Annotated in this window: 22 protein-coding genes; 9 read left to right on the forward strand and 13 right to left on the reverse strand. The window is 64.5% G+C overall.

From position 1 onward, the window contains the following. Nucleotides 1-62: 62 nt before the first annotated feature. Together ACZ1JY_RS09985 and gyrB are read right to left on the reverse strand one after the other, a co-directional pair. Nucleotides 63-272, reverse strand: coding sequence for a hypothetical protein (locus ACZ1JY_RS09985; protein ID WP_052242259.1), 210 nt, complete (start codon nucleotides 270-272; stop codon nucleotides 63-65). A 44-nt stretch (nucleotides 273-316) separates the two neighbouring features. Beyond that, nucleotides 317-2,821, reverse strand: a complete 2,505-nt coding sequence (gene gyrB / locus ACZ1JY_RS09990) for a DNA topoisomerase (ATP-hydrolyzing) subunit B (protein WP_465129173.1) — start codon at nucleotides 2,819-2,821, stop codon at nucleotides 317-319. Between the two features lie 264 nt (nucleotides 2,822-3,085). Between gyrB and ACZ1JY_RS09995 the strand changes: the two genes are divergently transcribed. Continuing rightward, a complete protein-coding gene (locus ACZ1JY_RS09995; protein ID WP_465129174.1) occupies nucleotides 3,086-3,718 on the forward strand; it encodes an HNH endonuclease in 633 nt (210 codons plus the stop codon). Here ACZ1JY_RS09995 and ACZ1JY_RS10000 read toward each other — a convergent pair. Further along, nucleotides 3,691-4,950: a TCR/Tet family MFS transporter gene (locus ACZ1JY_RS10000; protein ID WP_465129175.1), complete on the reverse strand. Its 1,260-nt coding sequence runs from the start codon at nucleotides 4,948-4,950 to the stop codon at nucleotides 3,691-3,693. The genes ACZ1JY_RS09995 and ACZ1JY_RS10000 overlap by 28 nt on opposite strands. Nucleotides 4,951-4,954: 4 nt before the next feature. Next, nucleotides 4,955-5,965 (reverse strand): NAD(P)H-dependent flavin oxidoreductase, encoded by a 1,011-nt coding sequence (locus tag ACZ1JY_RS10005; protein WP_465129176.1) that lies wholly within the window; start codon nucleotides 5,963-5,965, stop codon nucleotides 4,955-4,957. Between the two features lie 307 nt (nucleotides 5,966-6,272). On the opposite strand from ACZ1JY_RS10005, the gene ACZ1JY_RS10010 reads away from it, so the two are divergent. After that, nucleotides 6,273-6,947: a pentapeptide repeat-containing protein gene (locus ACZ1JY_RS10010; RefSeq protein WP_465129177.1), complete on the forward strand. Its 675-nt coding sequence runs from the start codon at nucleotides 6,273-6,275 to the stop codon at nucleotides 6,945-6,947. A gap of 117 nt (nucleotides 6,948-7,064) precedes the next feature. Here the strand turns inward: ACZ1JY_RS10010 and ACZ1JY_RS10015 are convergent, their stop codons facing one another. Next, complete coding sequence (locus ACZ1JY_RS10015; RefSeq protein ID WP_118072890.1) at nucleotides 7,065-8,321, reverse strand: aspartate kinase; 1,257 nt, start codon at nucleotides 8,319-8,321, stop codon at nucleotides 7,065-7,067. Between the two features lie 84 nt (nucleotides 8,322-8,405). On the opposite strand from ACZ1JY_RS10015, the gene ubiG reads away from it, so the two are divergent. Further along, nucleotides 8,406-9,143 (forward strand): bifunctional 2-polyprenyl-6-hydroxyphenol methylase/3-demethylubiquinol 3-O-methyltransferase UbiG, encoded by a 738-nt coding sequence (ubiG, locus tag ACZ1JY_RS10020; protein WP_465129178.1) that lies wholly within the window; start codon nucleotides 8,406-8,408, stop codon nucleotides 9,141-9,143. Nucleotides 9,144-9,146: 3 nt separating this feature from the next. After that, the gene (locus ACZ1JY_RS10025; RefSeq protein ID WP_118072888.1) at nucleotides 9,147-9,326 is read left to right on the forward strand and encodes a hypothetical protein; all 180 of its coding nucleotides are present in this window, start codon (nucleotides 9,147-9,149) and stop codon (nucleotides 9,324-9,326) included. A 3-nt stretch (nucleotides 9,327-9,329) separates the two neighbouring features. Here ACZ1JY_RS10025 and ACZ1JY_RS10030 read toward each other — a convergent pair whose 3' ends face one another. Continuing rightward, nucleotides 9,330-9,734 carry an acyl-CoA thioesterase gene (locus tag ACZ1JY_RS10030; protein WP_465129179.1) on the reverse strand — a complete coding sequence of 135 codons (405 nt, stop codon included), beginning with the start codon at nucleotides 9,732-9,734 and terminating at the stop codon, nucleotides 9,330-9,332. A 70-nt stretch (nucleotides 9,735-9,804) separates the two neighbouring features. Then, nucleotides 9,805-10,518 (reverse strand): NAD-dependent deacylase, encoded by a 714-nt coding sequence (locus ACZ1JY_RS10035; RefSeq protein ID WP_465129180.1) that lies wholly within the window; start codon nucleotides 10,516-10,518, stop codon nucleotides 9,805-9,807. 35 nt (nucleotides 10,519-10,553) lie between these two features. Between ACZ1JY_RS10035 and dapB the strand changes: the two genes are divergently transcribed. Genes dapB through ACZ1JY_RS10050 form a run of 3 tightly spaced genes read left to right on the forward strand, consistent with a single transcriptional unit; the run spans nucleotide 10,554 to nucleotide 12,413 of the window. Then, entirely contained in the window at nucleotides 10,554-11,282 is a 729-nt protein-coding gene (dapB, locus tag ACZ1JY_RS10040; RefSeq protein ID WP_465129181.1) for a 4-hydroxy-tetrahydrodipicolinate reductase, read from the forward strand. A gap of 19 nt (nucleotides 11,283-11,301) precedes the next feature. Next, complete coding sequence (nth, locus tag ACZ1JY_RS10045) at nucleotides 11,302-12,012, forward strand: endonuclease III (protein WP_168904128.1); 711 nt, start codon at nucleotides 11,302-11,304, stop codon at nucleotides 12,010-12,012. Beyond that, nucleotides 12,009-12,413, forward strand: coding sequence for a hypothetical protein (locus ACZ1JY_RS10050; RefSeq protein WP_168904127.1), 405 nt, complete (start codon nucleotides 12,009-12,011; stop codon nucleotides 12,411-12,413). The genes nth and ACZ1JY_RS10050 overlap by 4 nt, the downstream gene beginning before the upstream one ends. Before the next feature lie 3 nt (nucleotides 12,414-12,416). On the opposite strand, the gene ACZ1JY_RS10055 is transcribed toward ACZ1JY_RS10050, so the two are convergent. Next, a complete protein-coding gene (locus ACZ1JY_RS10055) occupies nucleotides 12,417-13,736 on the reverse strand; it encodes a dicarboxylate/amino acid:cation symporter (protein WP_118072883.1) in 1,320 nt (439 codons plus the stop codon). Between the two features lie 76 nt (nucleotides 13,737-13,812). Continuing rightward, the gene (gene aroC, locus ACZ1JY_RS10060) at nucleotides 13,813-14,880 is read right to left on the reverse strand and encodes a chorismate synthase (RefSeq protein ID WP_118072882.1); all 1,068 of its coding nucleotides are present in this window, start codon (nucleotides 14,878-14,880) and stop codon (nucleotides 13,813-13,815) included. Between the two features lie 75 nt (nucleotides 14,881-14,955). Between aroC and ACZ1JY_RS10065 the strand changes: the two genes are divergently transcribed. Further along, the gene (locus ACZ1JY_RS10065) at nucleotides 14,956-15,264 is read left to right on the forward strand and encodes an antibiotic biosynthesis monooxygenase family protein (RefSeq protein ID WP_465129182.1); all 309 of its coding nucleotides are present in this window, start codon (nucleotides 14,956-14,958) and stop codon (nucleotides 15,262-15,264) included. Then, nucleotides 15,264-15,611 carry an arsenate reductase gene (locus ACZ1JY_RS10070; RefSeq protein ID WP_465129183.1) on the forward strand — a complete coding sequence of 116 codons (348 nt, stop codon included), beginning with the start codon at nucleotides 15,264-15,266 and terminating at the stop codon, nucleotides 15,609-15,611. The genes ACZ1JY_RS10065 and ACZ1JY_RS10070 overlap by 1 nt, the downstream gene beginning before the upstream one ends. A 1,168-nt stretch (nucleotides 15,612-16,779) precedes the next feature. On the opposite strand, the gene ACZ1JY_RS10075 is transcribed toward ACZ1JY_RS10070, so the two are convergent. From ACZ1JY_RS10075 to ACZ1JY_RS10090, 4 genes are all read right to left on the reverse strand, one after another. Next, on the reverse strand, nucleotides 16,780-17,220 hold the full coding sequence (locus ACZ1JY_RS10075) for an ExbD/TolR family protein (protein WP_465129184.1): 441 nt from the start codon (nucleotides 17,218-17,220) through the stop codon (nucleotides 16,780-16,782). Between the two features lie 45 nt (nucleotides 17,221-17,265). Then, nucleotides 17,266-17,793, reverse strand: a complete 528-nt coding sequence (locus tag ACZ1JY_RS10080; RefSeq protein ID WP_118072878.1) for an ExbD/TolR family protein — start codon at nucleotides 17,791-17,793, stop codon at nucleotides 17,266-17,268. 124 nt (nucleotides 17,794-17,917) lie between these two features. Beyond that, nucleotides 17,918-18,673, reverse strand: a complete 756-nt coding sequence (locus tag ACZ1JY_RS10085; RefSeq protein WP_039333391.1) for a MotA/TolQ/ExbB proton channel family protein — start codon at nucleotides 18,671-18,673, stop codon at nucleotides 17,918-17,920. 80 nt (nucleotides 18,674-18,753) lie between these two features. After that, nucleotides 18,754-19,416: an energy transducer TonB gene (locus ACZ1JY_RS10090; protein WP_039333390.1), complete on the reverse strand. Its 663-nt coding sequence runs from the start codon at nucleotides 19,414-19,416 to the stop codon at nucleotides 18,754-18,756. Nucleotides 19,417-19,452 lie beyond the last annotated feature (36 nt).

Here is a 19,452-nt window from a genome sequence, read left to right on the forward strand (position 1 = left end):
GAGGAAAAATTAGCTTGAAATTCAACCGTCACCCCGGGCTCGACCCGGGGTCCCGCTTCAAATCAATTCGTCTCGCGCGCCAGCCGGTCAGCCAGTTCGGCGATCTCCGAAGGATCAAGCAGCCACGTCCGCGTCGCCCGGCCCTCGCGATGGATCGGCTTGGTCAGCAACACGCGCGCGTTGTCGCGGGCATGGGGCTTGTAGAGGCCGTAGTGCAGGGCGCAGTCACGTATCGTGCCGATGATCGGCGCGCGCCCCTCTAGGTCGATCATCGTGGCGGGCTGGTCCCACGGAATGTCGTCGGTGAACGCCACGATCAAACGTCCAAATTCGCGACGTTGAGGGCATTTTCCTGAATGAAGTCACGGCGCGGTTCGACGACATCGCCCATCAGTCGGGTAAAGATCTCGTCCGTCACGTCGGCGTCCTCGACCTTGACCTGCAGCAGCGAGCGGTTGTCGGGATCGAGCGTGGTTTCCCACAGCTGCTCGGCGTTCATCTCGCCAAGACCCTTGTAGCGCTGGATCGACAGGCCCTTGCGGCCACCGGCAAACACCGCATCGAGCAGTTCGGACGGCCGTGTGATCGCGTCCTTGACCTTGGCTGCGGGAGCGGCAGGCGCTTCGTCGTCACCTTCGGCCATGACCGGAGCAGGCTCTGCCTCGGCGGCGGTAGCCCGCACCAGCCGCGCCATCCCTGCGTAGACCTCAGCGTTCTCTGCTGCCAGCTTGGCCAGCTTGCGCGCCTCCGCGCTGACGAGGAAGCCGGCCTCGATCATGTGATGGTCGGTCACGCCGCGCCACAGGCGCTGGACGTGATAGCCGCCCTCCTCCGACACCACCACGCTCCAGCGCGCCTCGGTGTCGCCGCGGTTGAGCCAGTCCGCCGCGCGGGCAAGCGCCGCATCGCGCTGCTCGACCGACATCTCGGGCTCGAGCGCGCCGGACAGGGCCAGCGCCTCGATGATCGAAGGGCTGTAGCGGCGCGGCACGAAAGCCATCAGGTTGCGCATGCGCAGGGCATGTTCGACCAGCGCTTCAAGGTCCGGCCCACTGCGCGCACCGCCTGCGGTTTCGAGCACGCGGCCCGAAAGCCCGGCCTCGACCAGATAGCGGTCCATCGCCGCGTTGTCCTTCAGGTAGACTTCGCTGCGGCCCTTGGCGACCTTGTAGAGCGGAGGCTGGGCGATGAAGAGGTGCCCGGCCTTGATGATCTCGGGCATCTGGCGGTGGAAGAACGTCAGCAGCAGCGTACGGATATGCGCGCCGTCAACGTCGGCGTCGGTCATGATCACGATCTTGTGATAGCGCAGCTTTTCAAGGTTGAACTCGTCACGCAGGCCGGTGCCCATCGCCTGAATCAGCGTGCCGACTTCCTTGGAACCGATGATACGGTCGAAGCGCGCGCGTTCCACGTTGAGGATCTTGCCCTTCAAGGGCAGGATCGCCTGCGTCTTGCGGTCACGCCCCTGCTTGGCCGAGCCGCCTGCCGAGTCGCCCTCGACCAGGAACAGTTCGCACTTGGCGGGATCGCGTTCCTGGCAATCGGCCAGCTTGCCGGGCAGCGAGGCGATGTCCATCGCGCCCTTGCGGCGGGTCAGTTCGCGGGCGCGCTTGGCCGCTTCGCGTGCGGCGGCGGCGTCGATCACCTTCTGGACGATGGCCTTGGCGTGGCCGGGGTTTTCCTCCAGCCATTCCACCATCTTGTCGGCCATCAGGCTTTCGAGCGGCTGGCGCACTTCCGAGGAAACCAGCTTGTCCTTGGTCTGCGAGGAGAACTTCGGGTCAGGCAGTTTGACCGAGACGATGGCGGTAAGGCCTTCGCGCATGTCATCACCGGTAAGGCTGACCTTCTCCTTCTTGAGCAGGCCGGACCGCTCGGCATAGCCGTTGAGCGTGCGCGTCAGCGCCGCGCGGAACGCCGCAAGGTGCGTGCCGCCATCGCGCTGCGGGATATTGTTGGTGAAGCACAGCACGTTCTCGTAGTAGCTGTCGTTCCATTCCAGCGCGACGTCGATGCCGATGCCGTCACGGTTGGCCGAGATCGCCACCGGCTCGGGCATCAGCGGCTGCTTGTTGCGGTCGAGGTACTTCACGAAGGCCGCGATGCCGCCTTCGTAATAGAGATCGTGCTCCTTCACTTCCTCGTGACGCTTGTCGCGCAGCAGAATGCGCACGCCCGAATTGAGGAAGGCGAGTTCGCGATAGCGGTGCTCGAGCTTGTCGAAATCGAATTCGAGCACATTCTTGAACGTCTCGTGGCTGGCCGAGAAGGTCACGCGCGTGCCCTTCTTGCCTTCCGGAGCCGGCCCCTTGACCACCAGCGGACCTTCGGCGTCGCCATTGGCAAAGCGCATCCAGTGCTCCTTGCCGTCGCGCCAGATCGTCAGCTCCAGCCATTCCGACAGGGCGTTCACCACCGAGACGCCGACGCCGTGGAGACCGCCCGAAACCTTGTAGGCGTTGTCGTCCGAGGTGTTCTCGAACTTGCCCCCCGCGTGGAGCTGGGTCATGATCACTTCGGCCGCCGAGACGCCTTCCTCTGCGTGAATGTCGGTCGGGATACCGCGCCCGTTGTCTTCCACCGAGACCGAGCCATCGGGGTTCAGTTCGATCAGCACCAGATCGCAATGCCCGGCCAGCGCCTCGTCGATCGCGTTGTCCGAAACCTCGAACACCATGTGGTGCAGGCCCGAGCCATCGTCGGTATCGCCGATGTACATGCCGGGGCGCTTTCGCACCGCATCGAGGCCTTTCAGGACCTTGATGGAGTCGGCGCCATAGGCGTTGGCGTTGGGTGTGTTTTCGTTGCTGCTCGACATAGTCTGCACATAGGCACGAAAGGGCAAAAACCCAAGCGAATCCGGCCCGTTTTGCACAACCGAAAGCCCCGCCGAAAGCCCCGCCGAAAGACCTGATCGCCGCACCTTCGCAACCGGCTGTGGAAAGGGTGCCAATCAGCCTCTTGACGCGTGAGTCGCGCAGGTGTCTCTTGTGGCCATGCGTAACACTGCGGTCACGAGGCTCGGCCATGACTGCCCCTGCGGAGGCGCAAATGCCTTTGCCTGCAGGGAAGCGATCTGGACGTGCTCCATAAGGCGCTGATCGATCGGGCGGCTTCGGCTCGGCCCCACAGCGGTGATACCGCCTTCAATGACGTTTTGCACAATGACCGGCATTTGGCGAACTGCCCCGCGCTGGTCCTCAACGCCGATTACACGCCGCTGTCCTACTACCCGCTAAGCTTGTGGCCGTGGCAGACCGCGATCAAGGCGGTGTTCCTTGAACGCGTCGACATCATCGAAACCTATGACCGTGAAGTGCACAGCGCCAGCTTCGGCATGAAGCTGCCCTCCGTCATCGCGCTGCGCCAATATGTGCGGCCCAGCGAATATCCCGCCTTCACCCGCTTCAACCTGTTCCTGCGCGATCGCTTCCAGTGCCAGTACTGCGGCAGCCCGGACTTGCTGACCTTCGACCACATCGTGCCGCGTCGCTTGGGCGGGCGGACGTCGTGGGAGAATGTCGCGGCGGCGTGCTCACCCTGCAATCTGAAAAAGGGCGGCCGCACCCCGGAACAGGCCCACATGCGCCTGATGAACCGCGCGATCCGCCCGACAACCTGGCAATTGCAGGAACGCGGCCGCGCCTTCCCGCCGGGCTACCTCCACGAAACCTGGCGCGACTGGCTCTACTGGGACGTCGAGCTGGAAAGCTGAGCCTTGCCTTCGAGCAAGGCCGCGCCCTTGAGGAACAGCGCCAGCGTCACCAGCGAGATCGCCGCCGCCAGCAGGATCGGCATTCCCGGCAAGTGATAGATCGCATTCGGACCGCTGAACTTCTCGAGCGTCTGGGTATACATCGGCGGTCCGATGATCGCGGCGATCGAGCCGATCGACTGCACCGCCCCCTGCAACTCGCCCTGGCTGCGCGCATCGACCGCGCGGCTGTTGAACGCCGAGATCGGTGACTGCACAAAGCCCTGCAGGGCGCCCACGGCAATCGCCACGTAGACCTGCCATGGCTCCCGCGCGAGGGTGTAGAGCACCGCCGAAACGCACAGGCCCGCCACACCGAGCACGACCGCCCGCTTCTCGCCCAGAACCGGCAGGAACAGCCGCAGCCCCAGTCCCTGAACCAGCGCGCTGCTGAACCCCACCAGTGCGAGCGCCACGCCGACTTGGCCTACGGTGAAGCCATAGGCGGCAATGGCGAAATAGGACCACGCCGCCGGATAGACGATATGCGCCAGCTGCCAGGTGCCGAGCGCTGCTACGAACCACAGCACAGTCGGGCTCTGCCCCTTCAGCGCCCGCAGCGAGGCCATGGCATTCGCCCGCCGCCAGTCGAACGGACGCCGGTTTTCCGGCAGCAGCGATTCCTTGAGGAAGAAGAACCCGAACACGGCATTGGCGAGGGCGAGGCCAGCGGCAGTGTAGAACGGCAGACGCGGGTCAATCGAGCCGAGCAGCCCGCCCATTGCTGGCCCCACGACAAAGCCGATCCCGAAGGCCAGCCCCATCAGGCCGAAGTTAGCCGCGCGTTTTTCAGGCGGGGTCACGTCAGCGATATAGGCATAGGCGGGGGAGAAGCTGGCGCCGGTCACCCCGGCGATCAGCCGTCCCGCAATCAGCCAGCCGAAGTTCGGCGCCATCGCCTGCAGCAGGTAATCCAGCCCCAGCATCAGCACCGCCGCCAGCAGCACGGGGCGCCGCCCATAGCGGTCCGATAGATTGCCCAGCACCGGCGCGAACACGAACTGCATCGCCGCATAGCCCGCCCCGAGCCAGCCCGCGTACCCTGCCGCCGTGCCGATATCGACATGCGTCAGGTCCATGATCAGGCCCGGCAGCACCGGCGTCACCACGCCGAAGCCGAGCATGTCGATCAGCACGATCGCAAAGACGACGCCGAAGGACGCGCGATGCCCTGCTGATCCCCCTGCAGCCATGCGATCAGCGCCGCGAGAGCGCTGCCTCGCTTTCGGCCATGAGTTGCGCGATGATCTCGGCCACTGGCTCTTCCTTGGTCACCATGCCGACCGACTGCCCGGCCATGACCGAGCCGCGCTCGACATCGCCGTCGATCACCGCGCGGCGCAGCGCGCCTGCCCAGAAATGCTCGATCTCGAGCTGGGCTGCGGCCATGTCGAGCTTCCCCTCGTCGAGCAGCTTGGCAACTTCCACCTGCTTGGCGGTAAACTCCTCGGTGCCCTTGTTCTTGAGCGCACGCACCGGGATCACCGGCAGGCGCGGATCGACCTGGACCGAGGCCACCGCATCGCGCGCATTGCCACGGAAGAACGCCGCCTTGAACGCCGGGTGCGCGATCGATTCGGTGGCGCAGGCAAAGCGGGTGCCAAGCTGCACGCCGCTCGCGCCCATCTCGAGGTAGCTCGCGATCATCTCGCCCCGCCCGATGCCACCGGCCACGAACACCACATGCTCCTCGGCCAGCGCAGGCAGGAATTCCTGCGCGAGCACCGAAGTGGAAACAGGGCCGATATGGCCGCCCGCTTCCGAACCCTCGATCACCAGTGCATCGGCGCCGGAACGCAGCAGCTTCTTGGCCAGCGCCAGCGTCGGCGCGAAGACCAGCACCTTGGCCCCGAACGCCTTGATCGCCTCGACGCTGCCCTTGGGCGGAATGCCACCAGCCAGCACGACATGGCCGACCTTGTGCTTGGCGCAGACCGCGATCAGGTCGAACAGCGCCGGGTGCATGGTAATCAGATTCACGCCGAACGGCTTCTGCGTCAGCGCCTTGGTCGCGGCGATTTCGGTGTCGAGCAGTTCCGGCGTCATCGCCCCGCAGGCGATCACGCCAAAGCCGCCGGCGTTGCTGATCGCCGAGACGAGATTGCGCTCCGACACCCAGCTCATCGCCCCGCACAGGATGGCGTGCTCGGTCCCGAGGAATTCGGTGCCACGGCGCATGAGGGCAGTTGTCTTGGGTGTGGCAGTCATTGCGTGGAGAATCCCGTCCGAAAGTCCGGCGCGCGCTTTAGGGCGGGTTTGGGGCGGCAACAAGGCCGGACTTTGCCGCATGATCGGCCAAGGCGATCACTCTGCACGAATTAACACGTTTCACCGATTGCCGCGACAGGCGTAGAAGGAATGCATCAAGTGGGTTCCCCCTCACCCACCGAGCCCCGAGGACCGGTCGTCGCAATCTCCAGACTGGCCCGGGTCGCACCCCGCCTTTCGGCTCCGGATCGGGCCGGAGGGCGGGGTTTCGTTTTGTGGCGACGCAACTTTCGCCTAAGCGCCGGGGATGACCGATACCCTCTCCGGCCAAACCATGGGCCGCGCCGACATCGCCAGCCTCATCGGCAAGGGCGCCCACCACCTGATCCAATGCGATCTCGATGAAGCAAACCTTTCCAAGCTCGACCTTTCGGGCTGGACGTTCGAGCGCTGCTCGATGCGCCACGCCGACATTTCAGGCGCAAGGCTCGCCCGCACCGTCTGGCGCTCGACCAAGGCCCCCTTCGCCAACCTGACCGGCGCAGACCTCGAGGAAGCGCAAGTCACGGGCTGCGATCTCAACAACGCCTCGCTCCGCCGCGCCAACATCGGCTCGGCAAGGTTCATCTCCACCCGCATGACAGGGGCCGACCTGCACCTCGCCAAAGGCATGGGCTTCACGTTCGAGGAAGTGCTGCTGGTCGGCGCGCGCCTGCCCGGCCTGTCATTCCGCAAGGAGAAGCTGGTGCGTCTCGACATGGCGCAGGCAGACCTCGCCAAGGCCGACTTCCGTGGCGCGGTGCTGGAAGGATGTTCCTTGCGTGAGGCCAATCTCGATGGCGCGCAATTCGCCGGAGCCGATCTGCGCGGGTGCGATCTCGGCGGGATCGAATTGGAAGATGCGCGGGTGTTCCGCGGTGCCGTGATCTCGAGAGAGCAGGCCGAACAGCTGCTGTCGGGCTGGGGCCTGCTGATTAGGTAGTCTTGTGGGCCCACCCCTGCCCCCTCCCGCCTGCGGGAGGGGAATGACAGGGCAGAGATAATCCCCCCTCCCGCAGGCGGGAGGGGCTGGGGGTGGGCATTCGGCGCCAGCCGAAGCTTACTCGGCGTCCATCTCGTAAGCGGTGTGCAGCACGCGCACGGCCAGTTCGGTCTCGTCCTCGTCGATCAGCACCGAGACCTTGATCTCGCTGGTGGTGATTGCCTGGATATTGATGCCGCGATCGGCGAGCGCGCGGAACATCGTGGCGGCCACGCCTGCATGGCTGCGCATGCCGACGCCGACGACGCTGATCTTCGCCACCTTGCTGTTGGCCAGCATGCGGTAGTAGCCGATCGTGTCCTTGCGCTCTTCCAGCAGAGCCTGGGCGCGGGCGAGGTCGGCCAGCGGGACCGTGAAGGTCACGTCGGTCTCGCCCTTGTCCTTGGCGATGTTCTGGATGATCATGTCGACGTTGATATTGGCGGCGGCCAGCGGACCGAAGATCGCGGCAACCGCGCCCGGACGGTCGGAAATGCGCGTCAGGGTGATCTTGGCTTCGTTCTTGTCGGCAGCGATGCCGGTGATCAGCTGGCGTTCCATATCCAATCCTTCAAGCTCTTCGTCAGAGACAATCATCGTTCCCGGAATCGTGTCAGCAGCAGGCGCATCGTCATCGATGAACGAGGACAGCACCTGCACGCGCACGCCTTCCTTCATGGCAAGGCTGACCGAACGGGTCTGCAGCACCTTCGAGCCGACCGAGGCCAGTTCGAGCATTTCCTCGTAGGTGACATTCTTCAGCTTGCGCGCCTTGGCCACGATGCGCGGGTCGGTGGTGTAGACCCCGTCGACGTCGGTGTAGATGTCGCAGCGATCGGCCTTGACCGCCGCCGCAACGGCGACCGCCGAGGTATCCGATCCGCCACGGCCCAGCGTAGTGATGCGCCCGGCATCGCTGACGCCCTGGAATCCCGGAATCACCGCGATCTCGCCCGAGGCCATCGAGGCCAGCACGGCTTCCGAATCGATGCCTTCGATGCGCGCCTTGGCGTGGGCATCGTCGGTGTGGATCGGCAACTGCCAGCCGAGCCACGAGCGCGCCTTGCAGCCCAGCGCCTGCAGATGCATCGCCAGCAGGCCCGAAGTCACCTGCTCGCCGCTCGCCACGACGACGTCGTATTCGGCGGGATCGTAAAGCGGGTTCGCCTCGCGGCAGAAGTTCACGAGGCGGTCGGTTTCCCCCGCCATGGCCGAAACGACCACCGCAACCTCATGCCCCGCGGCCTGCTGGCGCTGCACGATGCGCGCCACGCGGCGGATGCGCTCGGTTCCGGCCATCGACGTGCCGCCGAATTTCATCACGATGCGGGCCAAGGGCATGCTCCTGAAGTCTTGCGCGTAAGAATCTTGCCCGCAAGGCCGGTGGACCTTGCAGCGCGCGCGCTTTAGGGACGGCTTATGAGCAATGCAACCTCTGCGAATACCATTCGCCCTGATGAAGCGGCGCATTTCGGCAAGCTGGCGGCAGACTGGTGGAATCCCAAGGGTTCCTCCGCCATGCTGCACAAGCTCAACCCGGTGCGGCTGGGCTTCATCCGCGATGCCATCGATGCGCACTTCGCCAGCGATTCGCGCGGCGCCAGGCCCTTGGCGGGTCGCAAGGCGCTCGATGTCGGCTGCGGCGCAGGCCTGCTCTGCGAACCGCTCGCCCGGCTAGGCGCGGAAGTGACCGGCGTCGACGCAGCGGCAGAAAACATCGCCGCCGCCCGCCTCCACGCCGACGGATCGGGCCTGCCCATAGACTACCGCTGCGGCGATGTCGGTCAGCTTGGCCTGACGGGCTACGACCTCGTCACCTCGATGGAAGTGATCGAACACGTCGCTGACAAGGCCGCGTTCATTACAGCGCTGGAAGCGGCGCTCGCCCCCGGCGGGCTGATGATCCTCTCCACCCCCAACCGCACCACGCGTTCGCGCCTGCTGCTGGTCGAAGGCGCCGAGGCCATCGGCATGGTCCCGAAGGGCACGCACCACTGGGACGATTTCATCACGCCGGTAGAACTGCACGACCTGCTCGATGCGGCAGGCCTGAAAATGGGCAACCCGATGGGCATCGCCTGGAGCGTATCGAAGGGCCTGCACCTCTCGGACGACCTCGCACTCAACTACATCGCCACAGTGACGCGGAAGGATTGACCCATGGCCGAACGCTTTGAACGCCACAAGCAGGCCTGGACCGCCGACGAAATCAGCAAGCTGCACACGCTGGCGAAGAAAGGCATGGCCCTGAAAGCCATCGCCAAGGCGCTCACCCGCAGCGAGGAATCGGTAAAGGCGCGCGCCAAGAACGACGGCCTGTCCATCGCCAAGCTGCGCTGAGGTCTATTTCTCCGAAGGCAGGAACTTCTCGACCAGCTCGCGCGCCAGCCGCGCCGGGCGGAGCGTTTCGGCGTCAAGGCAGCACCAGCTGGACTTGACCTCGGCCAGCACTTCCTCGCCGCGCTTGATGATCGTTTCATAGAACGCGCGCGCGCCCTGCACTTTCTCGAGGATCACGTGGGCAATCACGGGGTCGTCGAGGAAGGTTGGGCGGCGGTAGGTGATCTCGTGCTTCAGTGCGACCCAGAGGTGCGCGGCAACGGCCTCGGCCGGGGCCAGCGCGCGCCAATGGTCGATCACCGCATCCTGCACCCACGTCAGGTACGAGGCATTGTTGACGTGCCCCATGAAGTCGATGTCATCGGGTTTTACCGCAATGGGGACGAGATGGGGGATCACGTTGCTCACATTGATGTAGGTAACATGATTCGCAGGGCCTTTACAGGGGCGACATCATCCTTTTCACGCCAGCAACACTTTAACTCAGCAAAAGTTCCTCCACCCATGCCGGAACGATTTCGGTCGCTGCGCCAAGCCGCGTTTCGTGAAACCACGCCGAGCCTTGGCTGCGCTCCAGATTGAGTTCCAGTGTCTGCATGCCAAGATCCCGCGCGGTGCGGACAAGCCCCGCCGCCGGATAGACCGCGCCCGACGTGCCGATCGAAACGAACAGGTCGGCCCCGGCAACCGCCTGGTAGATCTCCTCCATCCGGTAAGGCACTTCGCCGAACCACACCACGTCCGGGCGCAGGGCGCGCATGCCGCAAGCCGGACAGGGCGGTCGGTGGATCAGTGCTTCGGTCCAGCGGTGGCGCTCGTCGCAGGCGGTGCACCAGGCGTTCAGATGCTCCCCATGCATGTGCAGCACGTTCAGCGCCCCGCCCCGCTCGTGCAGATCATCGACGTTCTGCGTCACGATCAGCACTTCGCCGCCCGCCTTCTTGGGCCATTCCCGATCAAGCCGGGCAAGAGCATGGTGCGCGGCATTGGGCTGCTTGGTCTGGATCGCCTCGCGGCGCATGTCGTAGAAGCGCAGGACAAGCTCGGGATCGCGCGCGAAAGCCTCGGGCGTGGCGACGTCCTCCACCCGGTGCTGCTCCCAAAGGCCACCTCCGCCACGGAAGGTGTCGATCCCGGACTCTGCAGAAATTCCCGCTCCGGTGAGAATGACGATATTGCGTGGCTTGCTCATCGCGACCATGAAGCACGCGACTTGAAGGATAGGCAATGACCAGAATCGGAATCATCGGCAGCGCTGGACGAATGGGCAATGCGCTGCAGGCAGCAGTCGCCGCAGCCGGGCACGAATTTGCCGGCGGCGTCGACAAGGGCGGCGATCCCCTCGCCCTCGCCCAGGCGAGCGACGTGCTGGTCGATTTCTCCACCCCCGGCGCGCTGGAGTTCAACCTCGACGCAGCGATTCACGCGGGCAGGCCCATCGTGATCGGCACCACGGGGCTGGAAGAACGCCACCACTGGCTGATCGATTCCGCCGCCGTCAGCATCCCCGTGCTGCAGACCGGCAACACCTCGCTGGGCGTCACGCTCCTTGCCCATCTCGTGCAGGAAGCTGCCTCGCGCCTTGGCGAGGACTGGGACATCGAGATCGTCGAGACCCACCACCGCATGAAGGTCGATGCGCCTTCGGGCACGGCCCTGCTGCTGGGCGAAGCGGCGGCCAAGGGGCGCGGCGTGCGTCTGGCCGATGAAGCGGTGCGCGGCCGCGATGGCATCACCGGCGCGCGCAAGGCGGGCACGATAGGCTTTGCGGCGCTGCGCGGCGGCTCCGTCGCGGGCGACCACTCGGTCCACTTCCTGGCCGACAACGAACGCCTGACCTTCTCTCACCTCGCCGAAAACCGCGGCATCTTCGCCAAGGGCGCGATCCGCGCGGCCGAGTGGATCATCGGCAAGGCGCCGGGACGCTACACCATGCCCGAGGTGCTTGGCTTGTGAGGGGTTCTGGGGCTCTGACATGAAGAGGGCGGACATCTTCGAATTCTTCCGCCGCCTCGCCGAGGCCAACCCCTCGCCCGAAACGGAGCTGGAATACGGCAACGTCTACCAGCTGCTGGTCGCGGTGACGCTTTCCGCGCAGGCGACCGACGTCGGCGTCAACAAGGCGACGCGCAAGCTCTTCGCCAACGTCAAGACGCCGCAGGACATGCTCGACCTTGGCGAGGAGGGCCTCAAGGAGCACATCAAGACCATCGGCCTGTTCAATTCCAAGGCGAAGAACGTCATGGCCATGGCCGAAATCCTGGTCGAGAAATACGGCGGCGAGGTTCCGGCAGACCGCGATCTCCTGACCGAACTGCCCGGCGTTGGCCGCAAGACGGCCAACGTGGTGATGAACTGCGCGTTCGGAGCGGAAACCTTTGCCGTCGACACGCATATCTTCCGCGTCGGCAACCGCACCGGCCTTGCGAAGGGAAAGACGCCGCTCGCCGTTGAGAAGGGGCTGGAGAGACACGTTCCCCAGCCGTTTCGCGTCGGCGCGCATCACTGGCTGATCCTCCATGGACGCTATGTGTGCAAGGCGCGGACGCCCGAATGCTGGCACTGTGGGGTGGTTGATCTTTGCAGCTTCAAGGGCAAGGTTCTGGAGAAAGGGACCAAGCCGCCGCAAGCGAAGCAGGCAAAGACCCCCTTGAGTCGCAGGACAAGGAAGGAGAGCAAGGCATGAAGCGCGTTACTCCATTTCTGATCGCAGGCCTTACGCTGGCGGTGGCGGGCTGCACCGCCGATGCCAAACAGGGCAATAACGGCCATCGCGCCGACATTCCCAAGGCGAAAGTCGTCGGCAAGCCGGTCAATTGCCTTCCGCTCCAGACCATCCGCGAAAGCCAGGTCCGCGATGACTGGACCATCGATTTCCGCACCAGCGGCGGCCAGTGGTATCGCAACACCCTGCCCAACCGCTGCTTCACCCTCGGCTTCGAACGCGCGTTCTCCTATTCGACCTCGCTCACCCAGTTGTGCAACGTCGATATCATCACGGTACTGGTCAACAACGGCGGCCCCGGTCCGATCAACCGGGGCGCCTGCGGCCTGGGCGAGTTCACCCCGGTCGAACTGGAAAAGTAGGCTCTACTTCTCGTAATTCGCCGGATCGAGGTTCAGCCCCGCCCGCCCGTCCGCCACGGTATGCGCAGGCGCGTGCGGCGGCTCGGCATCGGGGTCCAGCGGCGGCTGCAGCATGCCTTCCCACTTGGTGATGACCGACGTCGCCACCGCATTGCCCACCACGTTCGTCGCCGTCCGACCCATGTCGAGGAAGGTATCGACGCCGAGCAGCAGCGCGATGCCCTCGAGCGGCAGGCCGAACTGCGTCAGCGTCGCGGCGATGACGACGAGGCTGGCGCGTGGCACCCCGGCGATGCCCTTCGAGGTGACCATCAGCGTCAGCAGCATGGCGATCTGCTGCCCCACCGACAGCTCGATGCCATAGGCCTGCGCGATGAACATTGTCGCAAAGCTGGTGTACATCATCGAACCATCGAGGTTGAAGCTGTAGCCCAGCGGCAGCACGAAGCCCGAAATGCGGCGCGGCACGCCAAAGCGGTCGAGCTGTTCGAACAGCTTGGGCAGCGCGGATTCCGAACTCGCGGTCGAGAACGCGAGCAGCAGCGGCTCGCGGATGTAGCGCGCGAGAAGGAAGATCCGCCCCTTGAGGAAAATGCCGCCCAGCGTCAGCAGGATGATCCACAACAGCGCCAGGCCGAAGTAGAATTCGGACACGAACACGCCATAGGTCACGACAATGCCCAGGCCCTTCGTGGCGATCACCGCAGCCAGCGCCCCAAACACCGCCAGCGGCGCCATGCGCATCACGTAGTCGGTGATCTGCAGCATCAGGTGGGCAAGCGCCTCGCACCCGCGCACGATCGGCGCCCCGGTCTCGCCGATGGCCGAAAGTGCCACGCCTGCGAAGATCGAGAAGACGAGAATCTGCAGGACGTTGTTCTTGGCCATCGCGTCCAGCGCGCTGGTCGGGAAGATTTCCAGCACGAAGTGGCGCAGCGTGAAGTCCGCCGTTGCCAGATCGCCCACCGGCCCAGCGGCGGTGAACTCCAGCCCCACGCCCGGCTTGAACAGGTTGACCAGCAGCAGGCCGAGGCCGATCGAGATCAGGCTGGCGGTGATGAACCATGCCAGCGCCCGCCCGCCGATGCGGCCCAGCGCCGCGCTGTCGCCCATTCCGGCGATGCCGGTCACCAGCGTCGCCAGGATCAGCGGCGCGATGATCATCTTGATCAGGTGCAGGAAGATATCGGGCAGCAGCTTCAGCGTGTCGGCGATCTGCGCCAGCGTCGCATCACCCTGCGGATAGCTGGTGTTGAGAACGTACCCGACGAGAATGCCGAGCACCATGCCGATCACGATGTAGAGGGTAAGGCGCTTGGCCAAGAAACATGCTCCCGCAATTTTGTTGCAGAGGAGACTAACGACGTTTCAGGCCCGGCTCAACCGCCAGCAGCTGCTTTCAGCCGACTTGCCCCCGGTGGAGCAGCTTCTGGTCCGCCAGAACCAGCGCCATCATCGCCTCGACCACCGGCACGCCACGGATTCCGACGCACGGATCGTGACGGCCCTTTGTCATCAGCTCGGTCGCTTCGCCCTCGCGCGTAATCGTCGGCATCGGCGTGAGGATCGATGATGTCGGCTTGAACGCCACGCGCACTGTCACCGGTTGGCCGGTGGAAATGCCGCCAGCGATGCCGCCAGCATGATTGGCAAGAAACTCCGGCGTCCCATCGCCCGGCCGCATCGGATCGGCATTGCCTTCGCCGGTGTTGCGGGCCGCCTCGAAACCGTCACCGATCTCCACGCCCTTCACCGCGTTGATGCCCATCATCGCATGCGCCAGTTCGGCATCGAGCTTGGCATAGAGCGGCGCGCCCCAACCCGCCGGTACGCCCGTCGCCACGCACTCCACCACCGCGCCCAGCGACGAGCCGGACTTGCGTGCATCGTCGACCAGCTTCTCCCAGCGCGCCGCCGCCCACGAATCCGGGCAGAAGAACGGGTTGCGGCCGATTTCAGTGGCGTCGAAGTGGTCCATGTCGATCTTGTCGCCACCAATCTCGCTGACCCAGGCGAGGATTTGCACTTCGGGAATCACCAGACGCGCCACCGCGCCAGCGGCCACGCGCGAAGCCGTCTCGCGCGCGGACGACCGCCCCCCGCCGCGATAGTCGCGGAAGCCGTACTTGGCGTCATAGGCATAGTCGGCATGACCGGGGCGATAGGCCTTGGCCACGTCGCCGTAGTCCTTCGAACGCTGGTCGACGTTCTCGATCATCAGGCTGATCGGCGTGCCCGTCGTGCGGCCTTCGAACACCCCCGAAAGGATACGCACCTGATCGGGCTCCTGCCGCTGCGTGGTGAAGCGCGACTGGCCGGGGCGGCGCGCGTCGAGAAACGGCTGGATCTGCGCCTCGCTGATGGCAAGGCCGGGAGGGCAACCGTCGACCACCGCGCCAATCGCGGGCCCGTGGCTCTCGCCCCAGGTGGTGAAACGGAAGAGGTGACCGAAGCTGTTGAGGCTCATGGGATGGCGCTTTGTCGCAGATGCGCGGAAAAGTCCACCTTTCGGCGCGCACGCCATCGCGCTATCGCACACCCCATGTTCCTTGTCGTCTTCCGCAACCGCAAGCGCGCCGATATCGACGCCGCCGCCTACTCGGCCGATGCCCAGGCGATGGAAGACCTCGCCGCGCAGCAACCCGGTTACCTCGGCTTCAAGAGCTACACCGCCGACGACGGCGAGGTCATTGCCCTGTCGGAATGGGAAGACGAAGCTGCGGCACTGGCATGGCGCCGCGTCGCCCACCACGCCGAAATGCAGGCAAGGGGCCGCGCCGAGTACTACGAGAGCTACACCCTTTTTGCAGGCACGCCGACGCGCGTGCATCACTTCGACAGGCAGGCATGATGAGCGTTACGGTCTACGGCATTCCCAATTGCGACACGGTCAAGAAGTCCCGCACCTGGCTCGACGCGCAGGGCATCGCCTTCACCTTCCACGACTACAAGAAGCAGGGTGCCGACCCCGCGCGAATTGCAGACTGGATTGCAAAGGCGGGACTCGACAAGGTCGTCAACAAGGCCGGGACGACCTACCGCAAGCTGGACGATGCACAGAAGGCCGCACTCGCTGGCGAAGGCGCCCCAGCCGTGCTGGCCGAGAACACCTCGGTCATCAAGCGCCCGATCGTCGAGCATCCGGGCGGCTTGCTGGTCGGGTTCAAGGAAGCGGAGTGGGCGGCTGCTTTGGGTTGAACGCATCTCGCCCGCGCGGCCCCGACCCACATCCCAAACACCACCGTCGCCCCGGGCTCGACACGGGCCTGGGCTTTTTTTTCTGCTTCACGCAGAGGCGCAGAGAAGAAAAGGGGACGCGAAGAAGGGAAGAAGGGAAGGCATGGCAATTAAGGCCTGCGGCGAAGCCGCCTCCAGACCTTTCTTCTGCTCTGCGCGCTCCGCTCCCCCCGCGTCTCTGCGCGAAACCCCTTTTTCCCTTTCCCTCCGCGTCTCCCTCTTCTTCTCCGCGTCTCGGCGTGAACCAACTCAAGCCACCTTGACAAAACGAACCATATAGGTTATACGCCCCGCCCACAGGTCAGGAGAGGGCACAAGGCCAACCCGCTCCTCTCCCTTCGGAAGCCGATGCTGTGGCAAAGGCTTCCGGCGCGATCGGTGCGGCAGGTGCGCGTGGGTTCAACGAGGGGCGTAAAGCCCAAGACCCACCGGGCAAACCTTCGTCGTTACCCAAGGACAGACAGGACACCCCAGGGCTGATAGCACGGCGCCGAACCCTGAGCGACGCTGCGGATGCGGAACCCGCCTGACTTGCGTGACAGTGTCTGCGCAAACGACAGGTTCTTTTCACGCAGCCGCTTGCCAGAAGCCAAGGCAGCCCGCGAGCCGCTGCCAAAGCTTCGTCCTCTCACACATGTCCGCCCTCAGGCTGAGCCGACAAGGGGTCCGGAACCGCCCCCCGGCCACTCGCAACCGGTCCCGCGCCCTCCCCGCTGCGTGCCACAACGGCACCGCACCGGTCGCGCGATCTGCAAGCCTCCCCCCGGCGTTACCGTCCGCATTCGCCAGCGGATGATCTTCTGTATCAAAGCGTGGAATAGCTCACGCAGAGACGCAGAGGAAGAAAGGGAGACGCAGAGTCTTTGGGAAGGCGCCTGCGGCGCAGCCGCCTCCAACTTTCTTCTCTTCCCCGCGTCTCCCCTTTCTTCTCCGCGTCTCTGCGTGAAACGGCAGCGATCAAACGCTTGCAAACCAGATCACGTGCTTGGCGCCCTTGCCATTGGTCCGCGCGCGTACTTCCGCCACGGGCTGTGAGTGCCCCGGCACCTACAAAGGGCGCGTCCTGCACAACGAAAAAGGGAGCGGTTTGCACCGCTCCCTCTTGTCTTCAGCCGCTTCGGCAGGACCCTTAGTTCGGGCCCTTTTCGAAGGTGGCGAAGTTTTCGTTGCCGACGAAGCCGAACTTCGTGACCTTCGCGTCGGTGATGATCTTCATCAGCCGGTTCGCGATTTCGTAGCTGGCGAATTCCTCGGGCTGGAACTGCAGTTCCGGCTCGGGATCAATTCCCTTCGTCGAAGCGATGATCGAGACCAGCTGACCTTCGCTTACCGAAGCACCATTCCAGAGAATCTGGTTGGTCGCGGTCAGCACCAGCTTGTTCTTGATCGGATCGATCGTGACGTTGTTAGGAACCGTCGTCGGCTGCGGGAGGTCGATGTTCACCGCGTGGGTGGCCACGGGGATGGTGATGATGAACATGATGAGGAGAACGAGCATGACGTCGATCAACGGCGTCGTGTTCATTTCCATCATCGGCGAGCCATCATCCTTGCCGCCACTCATTGCCATGGTTGGTACTCCTGTTCGCTCTCTGGGCCTGTCGAGGGTCCGGGTTTAGCCCGGATCGACCGGCGTCGAGATGAAGCCGACTTTCGGATAGCCAGCGGACTGGACGTTGTAGATCGCACCAGCGATGCACTTCCACGGCACGTTCACGTCGCCTCGGATATGCACTTCGGGGATCTTCTCGGGGTCCATGTTGGCGGCACCGCCTTCACGCTTCACGATCGCATCGAGGCGATTGAAAGCCTGCTGGTACAGCTCCTGGTTGTCCACCGGGGTGATGTTGTTGAAATAGACGCGGCACTGGCCGGTGCGCGAAGAACCCTCATATCCGGGCTCCTTCGGGCTACGGCCTGCGGCGTCCGTCGAGACGACCGAAAGCATCAGGTTTTCGACCTTGTCCTGCGATTCCTCGCTGACAAGAATGGGGACCTTGAGCTTTTCGATCGACTGGATCGCGACGGGCACCGCGATGAGGAAGATGATCAGCAGCACCAACATCACGTCCACGAGCGGCGTGGTGTTGATGTCCGACATCGGGCGTTCTTCTCCGCCAGCGCCGCCTACAGACATTGCCATGGGTTACATCCTATCCGTTTTGAGCCGCGAGTGGGGCCGGAGCGATCCGGAGAACTGGCTCCGGCCTGTGGACTCGCGTTTCCGGAAAGGGGCCGAAGGGTGAACCTCCGGCCCGGTTCTTTGCTTACTTCTTGACCGGAGCGGCCGGGGTGGCCGGAGCAGCCGGAAGAGCAGGCTTCACAGCGCCCTTCGAGTTGATGTTCGCCAGGATGTCGGTCGAGAAGCCCGAAAGCAGCTCGGCGATCTTCTTGTTGCGAGCCTGCAGCCAGTTGTAGGCAAGCACGGCCGGAACGGCGACGAGCAGACCCAGCGCGGTCATGATCAGAGCTTCACCGACCGGACCTGCGACCTTGTCGATCGAGGCCGAACCGGCAAGACCGATGTTGATCAGCGCGTTGTAGATGCCGACCACGGTACCGAACAGACCGATGAACGGAGCGGTCGCACCGACGGTGGCGAGGAACGGAAGGCCGCCGGCGAGGCGAGCGTTCACGAACGCTTCCGAACGGGCGAGCGAACCGTGCAGCCAGTCATGGGCTTCCATGGCGTCGGTCATCTTGCCGTGCTGGTCTTCGGCGGCGATGCCGTCGTCGACGATCTGGCGCCATGCCGAGTTCTTCTCGAGCTTCGCAGCGCCTTCACGCAGCGAAGGAGCGCGCCAGAACGTGCCGATGTTCTTGTACTGGCCGATGATCTTGTTCTGCTCCATGAGCTTGGTGAACAGGATGTAGAACGAGCCGAACGACATGATCGCGAGGATCACGAGGGTGGCGATGCCGATCCAGTTCGGCTGACCATTCGGGAACAGGGCTTCCTTGATGCCGAAGGACTTCTGCGGCGCTGCGGCGCCAGCGGCGGCAGCAAGAGCGTAGATGAACATTGCGAGTCTTCCTCTTCAATTCAAATCAAAGTGCGTGAGTGCCGGTTGGACCAGGCTCTCGTGTCAGTTCCGCTACCGGATCAATCCTTCGGGATGACCCAGCGGATCGAGTTCGAATACGAGCCCGTGGTCGGCTGGCCTTCACCGTCGGTCGCGGGCGTGAAACGCGCGCGGCGGCGGACGTTGGCGCAGGTCGCCTCGTCAAGATCCGGGCTGCCGGAAGATCTGGTGATCTGGCAGTCCGTCACCTTGCCGTCGGTACCGACCGTGACACGGAAACCCGTGGTGCCTTCACGCTCTTCGCGAAGCGCACGCGAGGGGTAGTCGTTCGACGTCGCCCAGTTGCCGGGGTTGCCCTTGGGCGCAGCGCCCTTGGGCTGGAAACGCGGCGGGGGCGGAGCTGCAGGCGGCGCGGGAAGCGCAACCGGTGCCGGCGGAGCCGGAATCGGCGGTGCTTCATTGACCGTCTGGACCTGGGGCGCCGGCGCGTTGAAGCTGATCGGCGGCGGAGGCGCGACGATCGGCGGCGGCGGCGTATTCTCCTTCGGAGGCGGCGGCGGCGGCGGCTCCTCCGGCGGCTTCTCTTCCTCGATGTTGACCGCCGAGGTCACCTCTTTGACCTTCTTGAACGCCTCTTGAGCCAGGCCCGTAACGAGCGCGTAGCCAACGGCGACATGAAGAATCGCAACGACGATGAGCGCGGTGATCTTGTTACCGCTCATCTGTTGGTCAGCGTATGCCATTCAGCTCCAATACTCCTGATCGCCCACCCGGGCCCG

The sequence above is a fragment of the Novosphingobium sp. BL-A-41-Hi4B-X5A genome (genome assembly GCF_055521705.1).